Source organism: Salinisphaera orenii subsp. halophila YIM 95161, assembly GCF_003732545.1.
In the GTDB taxonomy this organism is placed as follows: Bacteria; Pseudomonadota; Gammaproteobacteria; order Nevskiales; family Salinisphaeraceae; genus Salinisphaera; species Salinisphaera orenii_A.
In genome coordinates this window covers 1-17,895 of the sequence record NZ_AYKF01000088.1, presented here as the reverse complement: position 1 = coordinate 17,895, position 17,895 = coordinate 1, and the positions used below count along the sequence as shown (strand labels likewise).

General features: G+C 66.1%; 12 protein-coding genes and 1 pseudogene. 4 read left to right on the top strand and 9 right to left on the bottom strand.

What is annotated here, in order from left to right:
• Positions 1-51: 51 nt before the first annotated feature.
• The 9 genes from SAHL_RS10285 to SAHL_RS10250 all read right to left on the bottom strand — a co-directional run bounded on the left by SAHL_RS10285 (position 52) and on the right by SAHL_RS10250 (position 11,916).
• Positions 52-1,482 (bottom strand): DUF6880 family protein, encoded by a 1,431-nt coding sequence (locus SAHL_RS10285; protein ID WP_123591329.1) that lies wholly within the window; start codon positions 1,480-1,482, stop codon positions 52-54.
• Between the two features lie 211 nt (positions 1,483-1,693).
• Positions 1,694-2,902, bottom strand: coding sequence for a TIGR02679 family protein (locus SAHL_RS10280; protein WP_123591328.1), 1,209 nt, complete (start codon positions 2,900-2,902; stop codon positions 1,694-1,696).
• Entirely contained in the window at positions 2,889-7,013 is a 4,125-nt protein-coding gene (locus SAHL_RS10275; RefSeq protein ID WP_123591327.1) for a TIGR02680 family protein, read from the bottom strand. Before SAHL_RS10275 ends, SAHL_RS10280 begins: the two co-directional genes overlap by 14 nt.
• Positions 7,010-8,227, bottom strand: a complete 1,218-nt coding sequence (locus SAHL_RS10270) for a TIGR02678 family protein (RefSeq protein ID WP_123591326.1) — start codon at positions 8,225-8,227, stop codon at positions 7,010-7,012. The genes SAHL_RS10275 and SAHL_RS10270 overlap by 4 nt, the downstream gene beginning before the upstream one ends.
• Before the next feature lie 45 nt (positions 8,228-8,272).
• Positions 8,273-8,548, bottom strand: a complete 276-nt coding sequence (locus SAHL_RS10265) for an antitoxin (RefSeq protein ID WP_123591325.1) — start codon at positions 8,546-8,548, stop codon at positions 8,273-8,275.
• On the bottom strand, positions 8,545-8,823 hold the full coding sequence (locus tag SAHL_RS10260) for a BrnT family toxin (protein ID WP_123591324.1): 279 nt from the start codon (positions 8,821-8,823) through the stop codon (positions 8,545-8,547). The genes SAHL_RS10265 and SAHL_RS10260 overlap by 4 nt, the downstream gene beginning before the upstream one ends.
• A 71-nt stretch (positions 8,824-8,894) precedes the next feature.
• Positions 8,895-10,409, bottom strand: a complete 1,515-nt coding sequence (locus tag SAHL_RS10255; RefSeq protein WP_123591323.1) for a TIGR02677 family protein — start codon at positions 10,407-10,409, stop codon at positions 8,895-8,897.
• The gene (locus tag SAHL_RS17525; protein WP_148045536.1) at positions 10,406-10,672 is read right to left on the bottom strand and encodes a hypothetical protein; all 267 of its coding nucleotides are present in this window, start codon (positions 10,670-10,672) and stop codon (positions 10,406-10,408) included. The genes SAHL_RS10255 and SAHL_RS17525 overlap by 4 nt, the downstream gene beginning before the upstream one ends.
• Before the next feature lie 329 nt (positions 10,673-11,001).
• On the bottom strand, positions 11,002-11,916 hold the full coding sequence (locus SAHL_RS10250) for a LysR family transcriptional regulator (RefSeq protein ID WP_123591322.1): 915 nt from the start codon (positions 11,914-11,916) through the stop codon (positions 11,002-11,004).
• Between the two features lie 102 nt (positions 11,917-12,018).
• Here SAHL_RS10250 and SAHL_RS10245 point away from each other — a divergent pair, with 102 nt between their 5' ends.
• From SAHL_RS10245 to SAHL_RS18525, 4 genes and pseudogenes are all read left to right on the top strand, one after another.
• A complete protein-coding gene (locus tag SAHL_RS10245; protein WP_123591321.1) occupies positions 12,019-15,426 on the top strand; it encodes a molybdopterin-dependent oxidoreductase in 3,408 nt (1,135 codons plus the stop codon).
• 76 nt (positions 15,427-15,502) lie between these two features.
• Positions 15,503-16,435, top strand: a complete 933-nt coding sequence (gene lhpI / locus SAHL_RS10240) for a bifunctional Delta(1)-pyrroline-2-carboxylate/Delta(1)-piperideine-2-carboxylate reductase (RefSeq protein ID WP_123591320.1) — start codon at positions 15,503-15,505, stop codon at positions 16,433-16,435.
• A 47-nt stretch (positions 16,436-16,482) separates the two neighbouring features.
• Positions 16,483-16,878: pseudogene (locus SAHL_RS18530) on the top strand (TIGR00366 family protein); the annotation flags it as partial.
• Between the two features lie 79 nt (positions 16,879-16,957).
• A complete protein-coding gene (locus SAHL_RS18525) occupies positions 16,958-17,659 on the top strand; it encodes a TIGR00366 family protein (protein ID WP_245968483.1) in 702 nt (233 codons plus the stop codon).
• Positions 17,660-17,895: the final 236 nt, after the last annotated feature.

Below are 17,895 nucleotides of genomic sequence, written 5' to 3'. Positions count from 1 at the left end.
GATGCTGGAGGCTCGACACGGACAATAATCCGCCGTCCAGCATCGGTCCATTCACTCAATCAGCCGATAGAATGAAGTCTTGCGGCGATGCTTGTCGCGGATACGCGAATCGTAGTCGGCATGCGTCTCGAACCCCTGGTAATCGTCGATCGTAGAGGCCAGGCGTGCGCATTCCTCGAGATGCCGGGCCGCGTGCTTGTAGCGCTTGGATCGGGCATTGACGAGCGTGAAGTCGATCATGGCACGTAGCAGCAGCGTGGCCGCCAAGGGGCTGCGGCTGGCCAACGCTTCGGCCGCCGGCGACAGGATTTCGTAGAAATCGCCGTCTATTTCGTCCGCGCGCTCAATGACGAACCGCGCGGCCCGGTCCAGATCGGGCCAGTTTTTCAGAAACGCCAAAGCCTGGAGCACATCCGGATGACGCCGGGCCTGGTCGAGCGCTTGCTCTTCGGCGTCGAGATCGTCGTCCAGGTGCTTGAGATAAGCCTTGAGATGTGACGCGGATAAAGCACGTTCGAAGATGGACCAACGCGCCGCCTGAGCGTCTTCACTGCGGCCGACGGCTTCAAGCGCCGCAATACGCGCATCCTCCCAGTCGAAATCCGGCCACCCGCGCCGGCGATGCTCGGCAGCCTCGATCGTGTCCAGAGCATCTTGCGCGCGATCGGCCGCGATCAAGCGCTGGGCGATATCGGCGGCGATCTTGGGCACGCGGCGTGTAGTCTCATCGTATTGCGCGATGAAGGCATCCACATCGCCCTGGGCGTCGGCAATGGCCTGCAAGGCAAGTTGTACCGTCATGACGCGCGAGCGCTCGGCCATATCATCGGCGTAGATCGGCCCGCCCATGCCGTAGGCGATGACTTCGCGTTGGCCTTCAGGCGACCGCTGCACCCGCGTGTTGGACAACTCGATCATTCGCTCTTTCAGATGCGACAAACCGTGTTCACCGAGCGCGGGCGCCAGAATCTCGATCAAGCCGTCATACTGGCCATAGTCGTTGGCGACCAGCGCGTCGTAGGCCTGGTCAGCCAGTTTATCGGGCGCTGGGTTCGCAGATTTCGCGATCGGGCCGAGCTTGCCGAGCGCATAGTGAAAGAGATCGCCGATCCGGCCGCTGCTGTCATCGCAGCGCTCGAAGATCGAGCGGGCCAGACTCATGAATCGCCATAACAGATCCAGCCCCAGCCCCGGATCGACGGGCGCGATACGCTCGACGATCGCATCAAGCTGGGCTTCCAGATCCTTGATCAGCGCCCCTTTTTTCTCCCAGCCCACGAACGAGCGCGATTTACCGATCGTCGTCAGTCGCTTGCGGACTTCCTGGGCGAGTTCCGCCGGACCGACCGAATCGGCCAGCGCCAGCCGCAGATGCCGCTTGGCCACGGCGTCGCCCGCGATGATCTCCAGCAACAGTTCGGCGAGGCGCGGTGCGCCCAAAGCTTCGAGGTTGTTGGCGTTGAGCGTTTTCCTGGATGCCATGAGCGCTGAATGCGGTGAGTTTTAGGGTTCAGCAGGCTATCACGCGCCCTAGAGCATTTTCCCCTTTTCTTAAGGCATTGTATCCGAAGATCGACGCAGATCGACGCAGATGCAAGGTAAATCTTGTTTTTTTTGTCCCGATCCACATTCGTTGGCAACTCGCTCTTGGCCAATCCCGGCCCCATCAAAACAGGAAAATTTTTAGTGTCCTTCATGATGCTGCACGCGAAAGATCGGCAATCAAGTCATCGAGCTGGCTTTCTTCATGAACCGCCATGCCGGCGGCCTGCATACGCGCGGCGAGCGCGGCGTCCCAGTGGGCTTCGACCGGTTCGCCCGCCAGCGGCGAGCCATGGTCGCCGGGAACATAGTCGAGTGCCGCGTAGCACCACGGCGTGCCGTTATAGCGGGCGATGACATGGTTACCGATGCGGATACCCGGCCAATCGAAATCACCGTGGTAGTAAAAATGTGCGCCGGCCATGGCGAGCTGGTCGAGCAGTGTTCGCGGCGCCGCCGAGAGCTGGCCGTCGAGGCTGACCATGGGCGGGCAGTTCGGGCCGAGCGCATCGGCCGCGGCCGCCAGCACTTCCGGATTTTCGCAGACAAAAACAGCTTGCCCGGGCCGCCACGCCGGCATGCGGCGGGTGAGCAACCGCAGCGATAGATGCAACGGCTCCCCGGCTGCTGCCGCCATCGCGATGAGGCGTGTGCCCGGGTCGTCGCCGTCAACCGCCAGATTGAGTACGGCGACCGGCTTGGCCAGTTCGTTGACCAGCACGCCCTGGCTGGCCCATAGCTCGCGCGGGCGCAGGCTCACATCGCCTTCCGCGAGCGCCCGACGAACAAGCGTGGCGACCGGCCGCCCGGCATCCAGCGCATGGGCATCGCCCAGCGAATCCGCGGCCAGACGGGCACGCGCAACGGCTGCGCCCGGCAGACGCGCCAACACGCGCTCGGTCTGGCCCACGAGACGCGCGGCAGCGTCGACGTCGCGACCGGCGAGTCTTTTGAGCAGACCCTGCCCAGCCGGCTCGGTCAGTACCCGCGCCAAGCGCGGGTCGGTAGCTTGGTTGCATACCCGATCCCAGGCTCGGCATATGCGCGCACGTGCCGCAGCGGTATCGGCGATCGGCCCGTCCAGGCATTCGAGCGCGGCGCGCAGATCATCGGCCAGATCGGCGTCCGCCAGCGCGCCGTCGAGTTCCGTGTGCGACAGGCGCATGGACGCACGTTGGCGCGGCGTACGGCCCAGCAAGCCGGCCAGCGCCCGTGATTCGGCCGCGTTCAGATTGCTCAGCGTAAAGCCGTCGGACGGGGCTTGGCTGGCAGCAAAGCGCTTGCGCAGCCGGCGGCGCAGTGCCGCCAGCGCCTCCCCGCCGATCAGGCGGTTCAGCCGCTGCCGGTCAGGCGCCGGCATACGCGATGTTCGTCGGCGATTCGGCACGCTCGCGCGTTCGCCCGTTCCAACGCCAGCGCGAGACGAACACGGCGTCAACATCGGCGCGACGCACCAGATGACTGATCGCCACCCCCGGCAGGGCCGCGTAGCAGCCCCACTCGCGCTCGCTGGTCATCACGAAATCCAGATCGAACTCGCGGATCAGATCCATGCAATGGGCACGGGCGCCGTCGTCGATGCCGGCGAAGGCTTCGTCAAGCAGCACCAGCCGGGGCGCATACTCGCTGGCGCTCTCGTAATGGCTGGCCGCAGCCGCGAACAACGGCACGGTCAGCCCCAGCGCGCGCTCACCGCTGGAAGCCGGCCCGGACAGCGGTTTCCACTGGCCGTCCTGCCAACGGCGTACGCGAAAACGATGCCAGGCGCGATAATCCAGCGCGCGGGCCAGCTGATCGATGCGCGCCGCGCCGTCATCGCGCTCGCGCTCGGCGGCGATGCGCTGCTGCAAGAACGCGCCAACCGCGGCCCGGTCTTCGGCCGACCAGGCGTCGCTGATCTTGTTGAGCAACCGATCGCGCACATCGGCCAAGTTGGTGAACGCGCCGTCGTCGTCGGCCACCGGCTGCCAGACCAGCTTGAACTTGACCCCGGTCGAGGTCGGGCGCTGGGCCAGTTCAGCGTTGATCGCGCGCACCCGCGCATCGGCGTCGCGCATCAGACCCTGCAACTGCGCGGCGACTTCTGCCTGCAGATGATTTTCGATGATCTCGCTTTCCTTGGCGGTCAGCAGATTACGCCGCTCGGCAATCTCGTGGTCGAGCATGGCCTGCAGCCGGTCCGGCGCTTCAACGCGCTGGTTGAACGTTACCCGCACCACGAAACCGTGATCGGTGGGCTCGCCGGAGCTGTGATAACCGCGTGCCGAGAGCGCGCGCTGCAACTCCGTGAACTCCGACCCGATCCGGTTTTGCACCCGCTGCCAATCGGCATCGCTATCGGCGACATCGGCCAGCGCGGTCTCGGCGGTGCGCGCGGCCGCCAGCGCCGGATCGATCGTCCAGTCGTGGGCGGTATCCGGCTGCTCGAGATCGGGGACGGCCGCGCGCAACAGGCCGGTTTCGGCGAATGCCTGAAATGCCGTCACCGCATCGGCGCGCTCACCCTGGCGTGCTTCGAGTTGGCTCTGAGTATCGGTGACCGCCTTTTCGGCGCCACCGAGTTGTTTGTGGGCCTGGGTGAGCCGGGTACGTGCGGCCTTGAGGGTCTCATCCAGCGTCTGGCGCTCGCGTTCCAGCGCGTTCAGCCGGGCCAGCACGTCCTCGGCGCTCGCACCCACCGTTTCCTTGAGCTCGCGATGGCGTGCGGCGGCCTGTTCGGCGGCCTGCCGGGCCTCGCGAGCGCGGGCGGCGGCGTGTTCGAGATCGGCGTGGCTGGCCTGCTCGCGCTCGGTCTGCTCGCGCAACTCCGTCAGCGCGCGGGCATGCTCGCGCAGCGCGGACCCGGCATCGCGAACCGCGAGCTTGTACTCCGCCAGATGGGCGGCCACGGCCTCCAGCGCCTCGCGCTCGGCAGGCAAGTGCGCATCGTCGGCATCCAGCTGCAATGCTTCGCGAGCGCGATCAAAGGCACTGCGAGCGCGTTGCAGCCGGTCTTCGGCCTCGGCCAGACGCTCACGCGCCCCGGCCGCGCTGCGCTCGGCGGCGGAAAGCCCGGCATGCGCCGAACGCAGGGCCTCGGCGCTCGGACGCTCGACGATAAGTGTGTTGAGCGTGGCGCGTTCGCGATCGATTGCCACGAGTTCGGCCGCGATTTGCTCGGCGCGCGCGGCCAGCGCGGCCAACTCGGTTTCGATGGCCGCCAGACGCCGGCGACGGGCGGCTTCGCGCGCGGCCCCGCCGATATACTCGGCCGCCGGCTTGGCCCAGGCGCCGCGCGTCGGGCCCAGGCGATAACGCCCGTCGCCGGCAAGCCAGAACTCGGCGGCCGAGGCGTCCTCGTCAGTCACCGCGATGGCGGCCAGAATCGTGTCGACGTGGCGCGCATCGACCTCGGCGGCCGCCGGGTCGTCGGCGTCGATGACGACGTCCAGCAGCGCGCCGAGATTGTCGGGCTGTGCCGCGCGCGCCACCAGCCACTGATCGCGGGTATCCGGCGCCAGCAGTTCGCCGGCCGGACTGACCCAGGCATCGAGCACGCCAGAGGCCTGGAGTGCGGCCTCGACGCCGGCGCGTGCGGCGTCGTCGATCCCCGGCTTGAAATCCACCAGCCGCCACAACGGCGCGCCGGGGCGGTCGCTGCGATCAGCTTCGCGGGTGGCCGGCGCCGGTGGTGCCGGCTGGCCGCCTTCGCGCAGCCGGGCCTGCTCTTCGAGCAGCGGTTCGCGCTCGGCCTGGATGGCGGCGCGCTGCTGCTTGGTTTCGCTCGCGCGCTCGGCCAGACGCTGGCGCTCACGCTCCGCGACAGCCTGGGTATGGCGTTCCAGCGGCGATTCGCCGTCGAGGCTGTTGACCCAGTCCGCCAGCGCATCGTCGGCATCCGGCCAGTCGCGCGCGGCCCCCGTGCCTAGCGTGGTCGTCACGCGCTCGCCGAATTGCTGCCAATCGGCGATATGGTTTGTACCCGCGTCCTGCTGGGCACGCCGGGCATCATTCACGGCGCCCTCGGCGGCTTCGCTGTCGGCCAATCGCGCATCGCGTTCGTGCTGGGCCTGGGCGTGCTGCTGCCCGGCAGAATCGACCGCGGCCAGATCGCGCCGGATCTGGGCGATCCGGCCTTCGCGCTGGCTCGCGAGGAGATTCTGCGCGCTGGCGATCTCGGCTTGCTGCGACGCAGGCAACTGGCCCAGCGCGTCGGCGTCGCGCGTGTCACCCCAGCTTTGTCGATGCGCGGCAAGAATACCCGTTTTGTCGGCGCAGGCGTCGCTGGCGTCCACAGCGGCCGTCAGCGCGTCGCGCGAGCCGTGACAGGTCTGCTCGCGGCGGGCCAGCGCGGCCCGGTCTTCTTCGTGGCGGCGTTGTACCTGTTCGTGGTGGCGTGTGGCATCCACGGCATGGCGCTCGGCGGCCTCGGCCGCACTCCCCGCGCGATGCAGTTCGCGGGCGCTGCGCATTTCCGGGCTGTCCTTCAAGACCTCGATCTGACCGCCGGTTTCCGCATACCGGTTCTCGGTGGTGTCGACCTCTTCCTGGCCGGCTTCGAGCGCGGCCTGGGCGGCGGCGAGCGCTTCTCGAGCCTGGCGGGCCTCGCCGCTGGCGTTGTCGAACGCCGTCTGGGCCTGGCGCAGATCGCGGGCGCGTCGGCGCGCGAGGATTTGTGCATAGCGGCCGTAAGTGGCATTGAACTGGCCGACCGCGGCGGCCATGGCGCAATAATCATCCAGTTCGTCGCGGTATTCATCGAGCTGGGTCATGGCCTCGGCCACGTCCTCCAGCACTTCCCGCCGAATCGGCGGAAACGCCTGCGACAGCGCGGCCGAGAGATTGTTCTCGTTGGGCTGCTTGGACAATTGCGGCTGGCGCAGCTGGATCAGCGTATCGATGAGCGCGCGATAGCGTTCCGGCCCGAGCTGGAACAGACGCTCGTCGACCGCGCGCCGATAATCGCGGGCCGTGGCATACACGCTGTGGCTGCCGATGGCCTCGATCAGACGGTCGCGGGTGAGCACGGTCTGTTGTTCCGTGACCAGCGCCAGCTCGTGGCCGACGCGCTGCTCGGTACAGAAAAACCAGGAATCCACGCCGGACCGGCCGGCGGTGGCGCGCAGGCCGCAGCCGAGCGTAACGAAATACGGCGTGCCGTCGTTGCCGAGACGGCCGAACTCGATCCAGGCATAGCCGGTACGCCGATCGAAGCGGCCGCCCATGAGCAGGTTCCACTCCATGCGCTTGCCGGGGTCGGCATCCGGCTCGAGTCGCGCCGAGGACAGGCTGGCGTCCAGCAGAAACGGCAGCGTCAGCGACAACACCTTGGATTTGCCGGTGCCGTTATTGCCGCGCAGCAGCAGATGACCGTCCTCGAACCAGAATTCCTCGGCGTCGTAGTGGTACAACTCGACCAGACCCAGCCGCAGCGGCTGCCAGCGGTCGGTTGTCGGCTGCGGCGCATCAGCCACGGATTGGATATCGGTCATAGGCCGGACAATAAATCGGTCTGTGTGGTCACGCGCGCTTCACCGAGTCGGAATCGACAGATGGCGGGCAGCGGCTCAATCGTCTGCTCGGCGCGGCGGATCAGGCGCAGCGCTTCCAGGCGATCCAGCGCGGCCGCGGCGAGCACGCGCTCGGCGCCGGCCTCCTGGGTCGCCTTGCGCCAGTATTTACGATGCTCACGAGCGGCATCGCGCATGAAGGCCAGGATCTCGGCTTCCGGCACCGGGCCGGCCTTATGATTGTTTGGGCCGGATCGAAGACGCTCGGCGAGAAACTCGGCCAGCAGCAGCGTCGCGTGGGCGTCGGTGCCCTGCTGCGGCAGAGAAACGTCGGTGAGCTCGCCGCGCGCATCGGCCAGGGCGCTGCCTTCGGCGCGGTGTTCGGCGACCAAGCCCGTGGCCTCGGCCAGCCGACGGCCCATCGGCCCGCGCTGGTTGACGAAATACTCGCGCTCGTCGGCGTCCAGATCGTCGAGATAAAGCAACGGGTCATCCAGCAACCGGCGCGTCAGCCGATGGCGCAGCGCGGTGCGCCGAGCGTCCTCGCCTTCGGCCGGATTATCAGCGGTAAGCGCTTCCAACCGAGCTTCGAGGGTGCGGGCATCCACCAAGGCCGACGGGCCGCGATCGCCGGCGAGTACGGCCGCCAGCATCGGCCGGTGGATATCGTAGAGCGCATCGCCTGACTGGTTGATATAAGCCGCCTCGTCGCCGGCCACCCGGGCGATGATTCCTAGTTCCAGCAGCAACCGGCAGACCGCCACCAGGTCACGGCGCTGACTCTGGCGATCCAGCGCAAAGACGAAGCCGCTGGCCACGAGTTGGTCATCCAGCGCTTCGACCATCAGCCGCTCGCCCAGCCGCGCCAGCGTGATCTGGACGTCCTCGCGTTCCAGCACAGCCAGCGCCAGACACAGCAGGATATAGCGATTGCGGTTGAATTCGCGCGCCCCGCGGGTGGCGTCAGTCGCATCGGCTGTGCGTTTGGCCAGACGCGCATGGCCACGCTCGATGCGCAGCACCCAACCGCATTCGCGGGCGAACCAGGTCCGCAGATAATCGGCGTGTGCGCGCACCAGCGAAAACGCCCGATCGTCCGCGGTCATCAGAGGCCGGGCCAGCAATGCCCGCAGCGCGCGCTGACGCTGCTCGTCGATCTCGCGGGTCTTGGCATCGACGACGGCAGCTTCGGCCATCAGGTACTCAGTTCGGCTCGATTTCCTGCCGACATCACCGCGTCTTCAATCGCCGCGCTCGTGCAGGCGACCTTCCACGTATTTATGCAGGATGCTGGCGACCAGCGTCTGATACGGAATGCCTTCGGCCAGCGCTTTCTTCTGCAGTCCGCGCAGGTCTTTCGAGGCAATTCGTACATTGATTCGCGCGTCCTTCTTGAATAACGCCTCGGCGTAGGCCTGATGGCGCTTCTTCGTTGCCGTCGCATCCTCGGCGCGCCGGGTCTGGCCGCCCTCGAATGCCTCCAGAATCTCTTTTTCTTCAGGATCCAGCTGGTTCATTTTCTGCCACCTCGGTAGGTTCGTGTCGCCTTGCGGCTCGGAATGATCGTTTTTAGAAAAACCTCATCTTCCGTCTCGACGAACGGGACCAGATAGACATAGTCCTCGATCGCCAGCACATGAATCTGTTGGCGGGGATAACGCGCTTGATTCGGGTGATCGATCGTGTCGAGCACGTCGCCGGCCATGATATGAAAAATCGCGTCTTCGAATGAAACGCCTCGTTCGGCTTTTAGAAGCGCGTTCTTTTCTCGGCTCCATGATATGGGCTTCATCAGGAAAATCTAGCACGTTGTGTGCCTTTTGGCAGACACTATGTGAGACTCAGAAGTCGTCATCGAGACGCTCATTCCACTTCCCGCACATGAATCCAGTGATCGCGCCCGGCAAAAGTGCCGTCATCGGTTTCGATCGTCACAATCGGCGCCTCGTCGATAGGCTCCAGCGTCAGAGCCAGGCTGCCGTCCGAGGTCAGCCGTTCGATCCGCGCATCCGGTTCCTGCATGGCCGCCAGCGCTTCGCCGAGCACGTTGAGAAACAGTTTGAAGGCATGCCGATCCAGCCGGCCGATTTCGGACAGGCGCGTGATCCGGTCGGTCGCCAGACGCTGGCGAGCCGCGGCGAGTTGCGCATCCTCGGCGGCGATCTTTTCGGCCAGCCAGGCTTTTTCGGCCGACCGGTCGCGCATCTTGGGCGCGCCGCCGGCGCTGGGCAGTCGCCCGCGTTCGCGCAGCGTCGGCTCGATGGCGATCGCGGGCGAGGCGACCCAGGGCGTGGTGGCCGCGACCTCTTCTTCCACCGTGAGCACCAGATGACGCGCCGGGGCCAGGCCAAACGCAGCGCGCCATAGGCGATGGGCATCGGCCTCGTCTTCGGTATCGGCAAACCAGCGGGCCAATTCGCGGTAATCAGCCGTGCGGTCACTGCGCCCCGTCCGGCGCTCGTTGACCCGTGCGATGGCCGACAACAGCCGCGGGATCGCCGAGCGGGCCCGTGCGCGCAGGCGCTGGGCCTGGGACGGGCCGGATTCGCTGCGTAGAAACCAGCCGTGTAGGCCGGCCCAGCGTTCGCGCCAGGCCGCCAGCGCGCGTTCGATGGCCGCTTCGCTGGCCTGATCGTCGCCGGGCGCGGCGTCCCGGGCTTCACGAGCCGCCGCCAGGCGCAGCAGCTCGTCGGCCGGTTCGAGCGCGGCAATGGTTTCGGCAATGCGCCCGGAAGCCGCCACCAGATCGCCGATGAAGCGCTCAAGATAATCGATCAGTCGATCCTTGTAGGCCACGATGGTGGCTGCATCGGCGGCCTGCAACTCGACCGTACGCGCCAGCCCGGCCATGAAATCCTCGGCGTTATCGGCCAGGCCTTCGAACACATGGACGAGCTCACGCAGGGTCTGGTGAATGCGCGCGTCGTCGAACGGCTCTTCGCCGGCCAGGCGGGCCAATGCGGCGAGCTGGGTCTGAATATCCTCCAAGGCCACCGTTTGTAGTTCGGCGCGGCGTTGCAACGCCTGCGCGAACGCCGCCAGCCCGGTTTCCACCGCCTCGCCCTCGCGCGAGAGCTGATAGAGAAACTTCGCGCGATAGAAATCCTCGATGGTTGCGACCCGGGCGGTATCGGCATGGCCCCGCAGATTGCCCCATTCCACGAGTTGGGCCAGCAAGCTCTGGACCTCTTCCAACGCTGGCGTGTTTGCGTCCGGCCAGTGCGCTTCGCTGCGCACTTCGTCGGGGCGCAGATGCAGCCGGAACTGACGCTTGGCCGTGGCAAACGCATCCAGCACCGCGCGGTACGCCGTCGCCCGCTCGGCGCTGACATGACGAAACAGATCGGCGGTTTCGCGTATGTGTTCAGGTTGATTCATGCATTTCGCCCCCGGCCGCGCTGTTTAATGTCATCACTGATAAGCGACTCGCATAGCCGGCTGAAGCTGGCGCTATTAACCCGGCATGAAAATACCTTCATGCCGGGTTGATGAAGCGAACATGCGCTAGCGTGCTCGCCGCGGCCATCGGCCGCGAAGGGCTTGAAAATAAAGGACAGGCATGCGCCGACCTCTATTTCCGAGCGCGTTGAAAATAGCTGGCAGTTCAACTGTTTTGGTGCCGGGTTAATAAGTATGGCCATGACCATATTGTTACCGCTGACGGTGATGGCCTGCGAGGAAAACTACAGGTCATGGCAACGATCTGGGAAGGCCTGTACTAACATACAATTCGTCGAAGGCATGCCGGGTTCCAGGGCGTGTCGCGTTGAGGTTCCATACGCGTGCGCGACAAGCGCTGTTTTGCCGCAAAACAGCGCTTGTCGCGATGGGTTGGGCAGCCCATAAAAATCGACCATGGCCGCTATGCGGCGTTGCGTGCCTTGATCGTGGCCCGCCACGACCCGCGGCTCGCGCCTTGCCTGACCTGATCGGTCTCCAACGCGGTGCTCGGACGAGACGTCAACACGCCCTAGCGCTGCTGCTCGAGCAGCGCGTCGCGCCGCAGGTTGTGGTGGAGCATGTCCACGAACGCTTGGAGCGGGGCGCTGTCGCTGGCATCGACCCGGATCACGCCGATATCCATGCCGGGCACGTCGGCGTCGAGGGTGCGCCGTGACAGATGCTCGCCGTCGAGCGTCCAAGGGCGAAACACCAGGTCCGAGAGGATCGTCACGCCCACGTTGCGGCCCACCATGCTGCGCACGGCTTCGATCGAGTGGCTCTGGAACACGATCTTCGGGCGCACCGGGCTGGGGCGCCAGTAGCGCGACCAGGTGCTCACGTGTTCGTCCATTTCCAGCAGCACGAACGGATAGGCCGCCACATCGGACAGCGTGATCCGCTCTTTCTGCAGCAAGGGATGGCCCGGGCTCAGCCAGAGCCGGCGCGGCGAAGAAAACAGCACGTCGCAGCGCAAGGCGTGATCGGGGGCGATGTTGTCGGTGACCATCACCCCCAGATCGAGCTCGCCGTTTTTCACCCGGCGCTGCATGCCGGCGATATCGTCTTCGATATAGGTCACGGCCAGGCCGGGCAGCATGGTCTGCTGCCAGCGCAAAAGCCGCGGCAACAGATAGGCCGAGATCGTTTCGGTCACGCCGACGGTGAGTTCGCCGTCCAGGGCCGCGGGTTCGTCGTCCAGATGCAGCCGTGCTTCGTCGACCGTCTGCAGAATGCGCGTGGCGTATTGCTGCAGGCGGCGCCCGCTTTCGGTCGGCGTGAGCCCGCGCGCATGGCGGATGAACAACTGCTTGTCGACATCCTCTTCCAGGCGCTGCAGCGAGGCCGACATCGAGGGCTGCGAGATATGACAGCGCTGGGCCGCCTCGGACAATGACCCCGTTTCCACGACCGCCAGGAAATGGCGCAGCTGCTGGAATTTCATTTATAGCTTTTGTCTATACGAAGGCCTCGAAAATACATATTAGATTGTTTCGAAGCCGCGCCGGTAGGGTTCAAGCATGATCGCCTCCTGGACATATCGGCCGTGACCCACCACGTGCCGGGCTTTTGCACGCTGTGCCGCTCGCGTTGCGGCACGCTCAATAGCGTCGACGGCGATCGGCTGGTCGCGGTTACGGCCGATCCGGACCATCCCACCGGCCAGGCGACCTGTGCCAAAGGCCGGGCCGCGCCGGAACTGGTCCACAGCCGCGAACGCATTCTCTACCCGCTCAAACGCACCCGCCCCAAGGGTGATGCCGACCCGGGCTGGCAGCGTATCGGCTGGGACGAAGCGCTCGCGGAAATCGCGGAGAAGCTGGCCGGCTATCGTGATCGCCACGGCGCCGAAAGCGTGGCGTTTTCGGTCACCACGCCCAGCGGCACGCCGATGTCGGACAGCATCGACTGGGTCGAGCGCTTCATCCGTCGCTATGGCAGCCCGAACACGATCTATGCCACCGAGCTGTGCAACTGGCACAAGGACGTGGCCCACCAGTTCACCTTCGGCTGCGGCATGCCGGTGGCCGACTATGCCCAGGCGCGCCTGAATATCCTTTGGGGGCACAACCCCTCGAGCGTCTGGCTCGCCGAGGCCTCGCGGATTGCCGACGGCCAGACTGAGCAGGTGCGGCGCGCGCTGCTGGTCGTCGACCCGCGCGCCACGGCGCATGCCAAAGCCGCCGATCTCTGGCTACGGATCAGACCGGGCACGGACGACGCGCTCGCGCTCGGGCTTTCTCGTTTGCTGTTGACCGGCGCGCGTTTCGATGACGATTTCGTACGCCGCTGGAGCAACGCGCCGTTTCTCGTGGACGAGGCGAGCGGGCGTTTTCTGCGCGCGGAACAACTCGACGCCACGGGTGACGGCTTCGTGGTCTGGTCGCAGGCCGATGACGAGCCGGTGTGCGTGGATACGCGCGAACCCATGGCCGATACGCAGGCCGCGGACGTCGACCTGTGCGGCGAGCACGATATCGTCCTGGCCGATGGCCAGACGGTATGGGCACGCCCGGCGTTCGCACACTATCGCCGCGCCTGTGAACGCTGGACGCTGGACCGTACGGCCGCGGCCACGGGTCTGGCGCCGGCCGATATCCTGCGCGCGGCCGAAATGATCGCCGAGGCCGGCGCGGCGGTGAGCTATCACGGCTGGACCGGCATCGGCCAGCACGCCAACGCCAGCCAGACCGACCGCGCGATCGCCACGCTTTATGCGCTCACCGGCAGTTTCGATCGTATCGGCGGCAATCGTATCTACGGGCCGCTGCCGATCAATCGCGTCAACGACATTACGCTGCTCGAAGACGCCCAGCGTGCCAAGGCCCTGGGCATCGACGAGCGCCCGCTGGGCCCGCCGGCCTCTGGCTGGGTCACCGCGGCCGATGTCTACGACGCAGTGCTCGAGGCCCAGCCCTATGCGGTGAAGGCGCTGTTCGGTTTCGGCGGGAATTTTCTTGTTTCGCAGCCGGACGTGGAACGCGGCCAGCGCGCGCTCGAGGCGCTGAATTTTCATGTGCATTGCGATCTGTTTCATACGCCGACCAATGCCTACGCCGACATCCTGTTGCCGATCAGCACGCCCTGGGAGCGCGAAGGCCTGCGCCCGGGTTTCGAGATCGACGCGCGCGCGGCCGGGCATGTCCAGCTGCGCCCGCGCATGGTCGCGCCGCGCGGCGAAGCGCGCGCGGATTACGACGTGGCGATGGATTTGGCCTGCCGGCTGGGCATGGCCGACGACTTCTTCGGCGGCGATATCGAAGCCGGCTGGAACCATATCCTCGCGCCGCTGGGCCTCGACGTGGCCACGCTGCGCGCCGAGCCGGGCGGGCGCGCGGTCGATATCGATACGGGCGAGTGCAAATACGCCCGAACGAACGCCAAGGGCGAAGCCGCGGGTTTTGCCACGCCCACGCGCCGGGTCGAATTTTATTCCGAGCGCCTGCATACGCACGGCTATTCGGCGGTGCCGCAGGCACGGGCGCCGCTCGCACCCGATACGCGCCGGCCGCTGCGCCTGACCACGGCCAAGGACGGCTATTACTGCCATTCCCAGCATCGCCAGATCAGCTCCTTGCGCAAACGCTCGCCCGACCCGCGGGTGGCGCTATCCACCGAAGCCGCGGCCGATCGCGGCATCGTGGACGGCCAGTGGGTCGCGCTCGACGGGCAGACCGGGCCCATCCGCCTGAAAGCCCGCGTGGACGACACGCTCGCCGCCGATGTGGTGGTGGCCGACTACGGCTGGTGGCAGGCCTGCGACGATCTCGGCCTGCCCGGCGCGCCGATCGTGGGTAGCGCGAGTTTTAGCCTCAATGCGGCGATGGACGGCGATACGCGCGACCCGATCAGCGGGGCGATCGCGCTGCGCAGCGCGCGCTGCGATGTGCGCCCGTTGGCACGCCGCGCGTTCTGGCCGGGTTATCGTAGTTTTCGGGTCGCCGCGATCGAACGCGAAGGCGATTCGGTGGCCAGCGTCTATCTGCAGCCTGTCGACGGCGCGCCGCTGGCGGGTTTTCGCCCGGGCCAGCATCTGCCGCTGCGCTTCGTGCTGGCCGATGGCAGCGAGGTCGAGCGTTTTTATTCGCTCTCGGATGCCGCGCTCGATACGCCCGCGCGTTATCGCATCAGCGTGAAACGCCTCGCGGCCACGCCGGATACGGCCGCCGGCCAGGTCTCCACGCATATCAACGACACGCTGCGCGAAGGCGATTTCGTGCGCGCGCGGATGCCGGCCGGGCGTTTTACGCTGCCCACCCGCCATGACGCGCCGATCGTGCTCATCGCTGGCGGTATCGGTATCACGCCGTTTCTGTCGTTGCTGGAAACGCTGGCGGCGACGAACACGACCGACATGCCGGAAATTCATCTGATCTACGCCAACCGCAACAGCGCGACGCATGCGTTCGCAGAGCGTCTGCGAGAGCTCAAAGGCGCGCTGGCGCGTCTCGACGTGGTCGATATCTATAGCGAGCCGCTGCCCGGCGACGAACGCGGGCGCGACTACGACGCCGACGGCTATGTCGATGGGCGCATCATCCCCGCAGACTGGATCGATCGCCGGGCGCGTTTCTATCTATGCGGGCCCACGCCGATGATGAGCCAGGTGCGGGATATGCTCACCGCGCGCGGCGTGTTCGGTTTCGAGATCTTTTCGGAAGCGTTCACCTCGCCCGCGCCGGTGAACCGCGCCGGGCTGGCCGCGCAGACGGTCACGCTCAAGCGCTCGGGTAAGAGTTTCACCTGGACGCCGGACAGCGCCTCGATTCTCGACAGCGCCGACGCCGAAGGCATCGAGCTGCCCAGCGGCTGCCGGGCGGGCCAGTGCGAGAGCTGCGCGCTCAAGCTCGTGGCCGGGCGTGTACACACCGCGGTGGATACCGGCGCGCTGGACGATGATATCTGCCTGACCTGTCAGGCGGTGCCCTTAACCGCGATCGAGCTGGACGCATGAGCGCGCTCGAAGCTTTCGCGCGGCCGATGCCGCGCCTGATCCGTTCTTTTTCCTTCTTATTGCCCTGGACGCCGTGATGTTGACCCTGGATGCCGAAACCGCCCGTGCCTGCCTGGCCTTCGATCGTCTCGTGCCCACGTTGCGCGACGCCTTCGTGGCCGGCTGTGAAGCGCCCGAACGCCATCATCACCACGGCGTGGGCAACGCCGACGACAGCACGCTGCTGCTCATGCCGGCATGGTCCGAACGCTATATGGGCATCAAGGTGGTGAGCGTGTTTCCCGGCAACGGCAAGCGCGGCATGCCGGGCCTGCATGCCAGCTATCTGCTGTGCGATGCCGATACCGGCAAGCATCTGGCCATGATCGACGGCGACCAGATCACTGCACGCCGTACCGCGGCGGCTTCTGCACTCGGGGCGTCCTATCTCGCCCGCGAGGACGCCCGCGAACTGCTCGTGCTCGGCGCCGGGCGTATCGGCTCGCTCATGGCCGAGGCCTATGCCAGCGTGCGCCCGATCGAACGCGTGCGTGTCTGGAACCCGACCGCCGCCAACGCTGAACGCCTGGTGCGCGATCTGAACGCGCAGGGCTTCGAGGCCGACGTCGTCACCGATCTCGAAGCCGCGGTCCGCGCGGCGGATTGCGTGGTGGGGGCCACGTTGTCTACCGCGCCGCTCATTCGCGGCGCCTGGCTGCAGCCGGGCGTGCATGTCGATCTCATCGGCAGCTTTTCGCCCGCCATGCGCGAAGCCGACGACGAGGTGTTCGAGCGCGCCCGTGTGTTCGTGGACGTATTCGGCGCCCTGCATGAAAGCGGCGATCTGATCGAGCCGATCCGCAGCGGCGCGCTCGCCGAAACCGATATCCAGGCCGATCTGGCCAGCCTGTGCCGCGGCGAACGCCCCGGGCGCGAACACGATAACGAAATCACCGTATTCAAGGCGGTGGGCACCGCGCTGGAAGATCTGGCCAGCGCGACGCTCATCTACGAAGCACACCAGACCTGATTTTCTATCGATAACGAGCCCGACGGCTCAGGAAGGGGGATTCCACCATGTTCAGTGCACTCACCCGCGGCTGTGTCCGCGTATTCGACCGCTATCTGCCCGATCCACTGATCCTGGTACTCATCATCACGCTGGTGGTGTTCGCCGCGGGCATGATCTTTCAGGGCCACGGCCCGGTCGCGATGCTCGGCTTCTGGCAGGACGGCTTCTGGAACCTGCTCAGCTTTGCCATGCAGATGGCGCTGATGCTGGTCACCGGCTTCACCGTCGCCAAGACGCCGCTGTTCATGAGCCTGGTCTCGCGTATCGCCACCGTCGCCCGCACGCCGGTACGCGCGGTGGTCACGGTCAGCTTCGTGTCGCTGGTGGTCACCTGGTTCAACTGGGGCATCGGCCTGGTCGTGGGCGCGATTCTCGCGCGTGAACTCGCCCGCCGTGTCGAGGGCGTGGATTACCGCCTGCTGGTCGCCAGTGCCTATGCCGGCTTCATCATCTGGCATGCCGATCGTCTGCGGGCTGATGATGCGCGGCATCAAGGACCCCGTTACCGTCAAGGCCGACCAGCTCGAGGACGCCCCGGCCGCCGAGCGTGCCCACGACGAGCAGACGCGCCCGGCCGAACGCCTGGAACAGTCCAAATGGCTGGCCTGGATCAGCGCCGCACTCGGCTTCGCCGCGGTGCTCGCCTATGCCTTCACCGGCGGCGGGCTCAACCTCAACATCGTCATCTTCGTGCTGATCTTTCTGGGCCTGGCCCTGCACGGCAGCCCCAAGGCCTTTCTGGAAACGCTGGACGAAGCCGTGCGCGGCGTGGCCGGCGTGCTCATCCAGTTCCCGTTCTATGCCGGGATCATGGGCATGATGAGCGCCTCCGGCCTCGCGGCCGAGCTGGCCAACGGCTTCGTGAGCATTTCCACCGCCCACACCCTGCCGTTCATCAGCTTCCTGTCGGCCGGCTTCATCAACATCTTTATCCCCTCCGGCGGCGGCCAGTGGGCCGTGCAGGGGCCGATCCTCATCGAAGCCGCGCAGTCGCTCAACGCCGATATCGGCAACGTCATCACCGGCTTCGCCTGGGGCGACGCCTGGACCAACATGATCCAGCCCTTCTGGGCCCTGCCCGCACTCGCCATCGCCGGCCTCAAGGCCCGGGACATCATGGGCTTCTGTGTCGTGATCATGCTGGTTACCGGTGTGGCGATTGGGGCGTTGCTGTTGATCTAGGCCTGCCAGAGTCCGTGCCTGCGCGTCGCGCCACGTAAGGCGCGGCGTCGCAGGTGGCCGGCCGTAAAAATCCGGCCACCGCATCATTCGCGGTAACGAATGTAACCATTGGCCTGCTTTGATTTGCCTCGAATCTGCGACCAATAGCTAAGAACGGCCCGCCACGGCGTAATGCTGTTCACTTAAGCATTGCAGGTTAGGCGGAGCTTACCGAGAATCCGGCTTTCACATGTGGA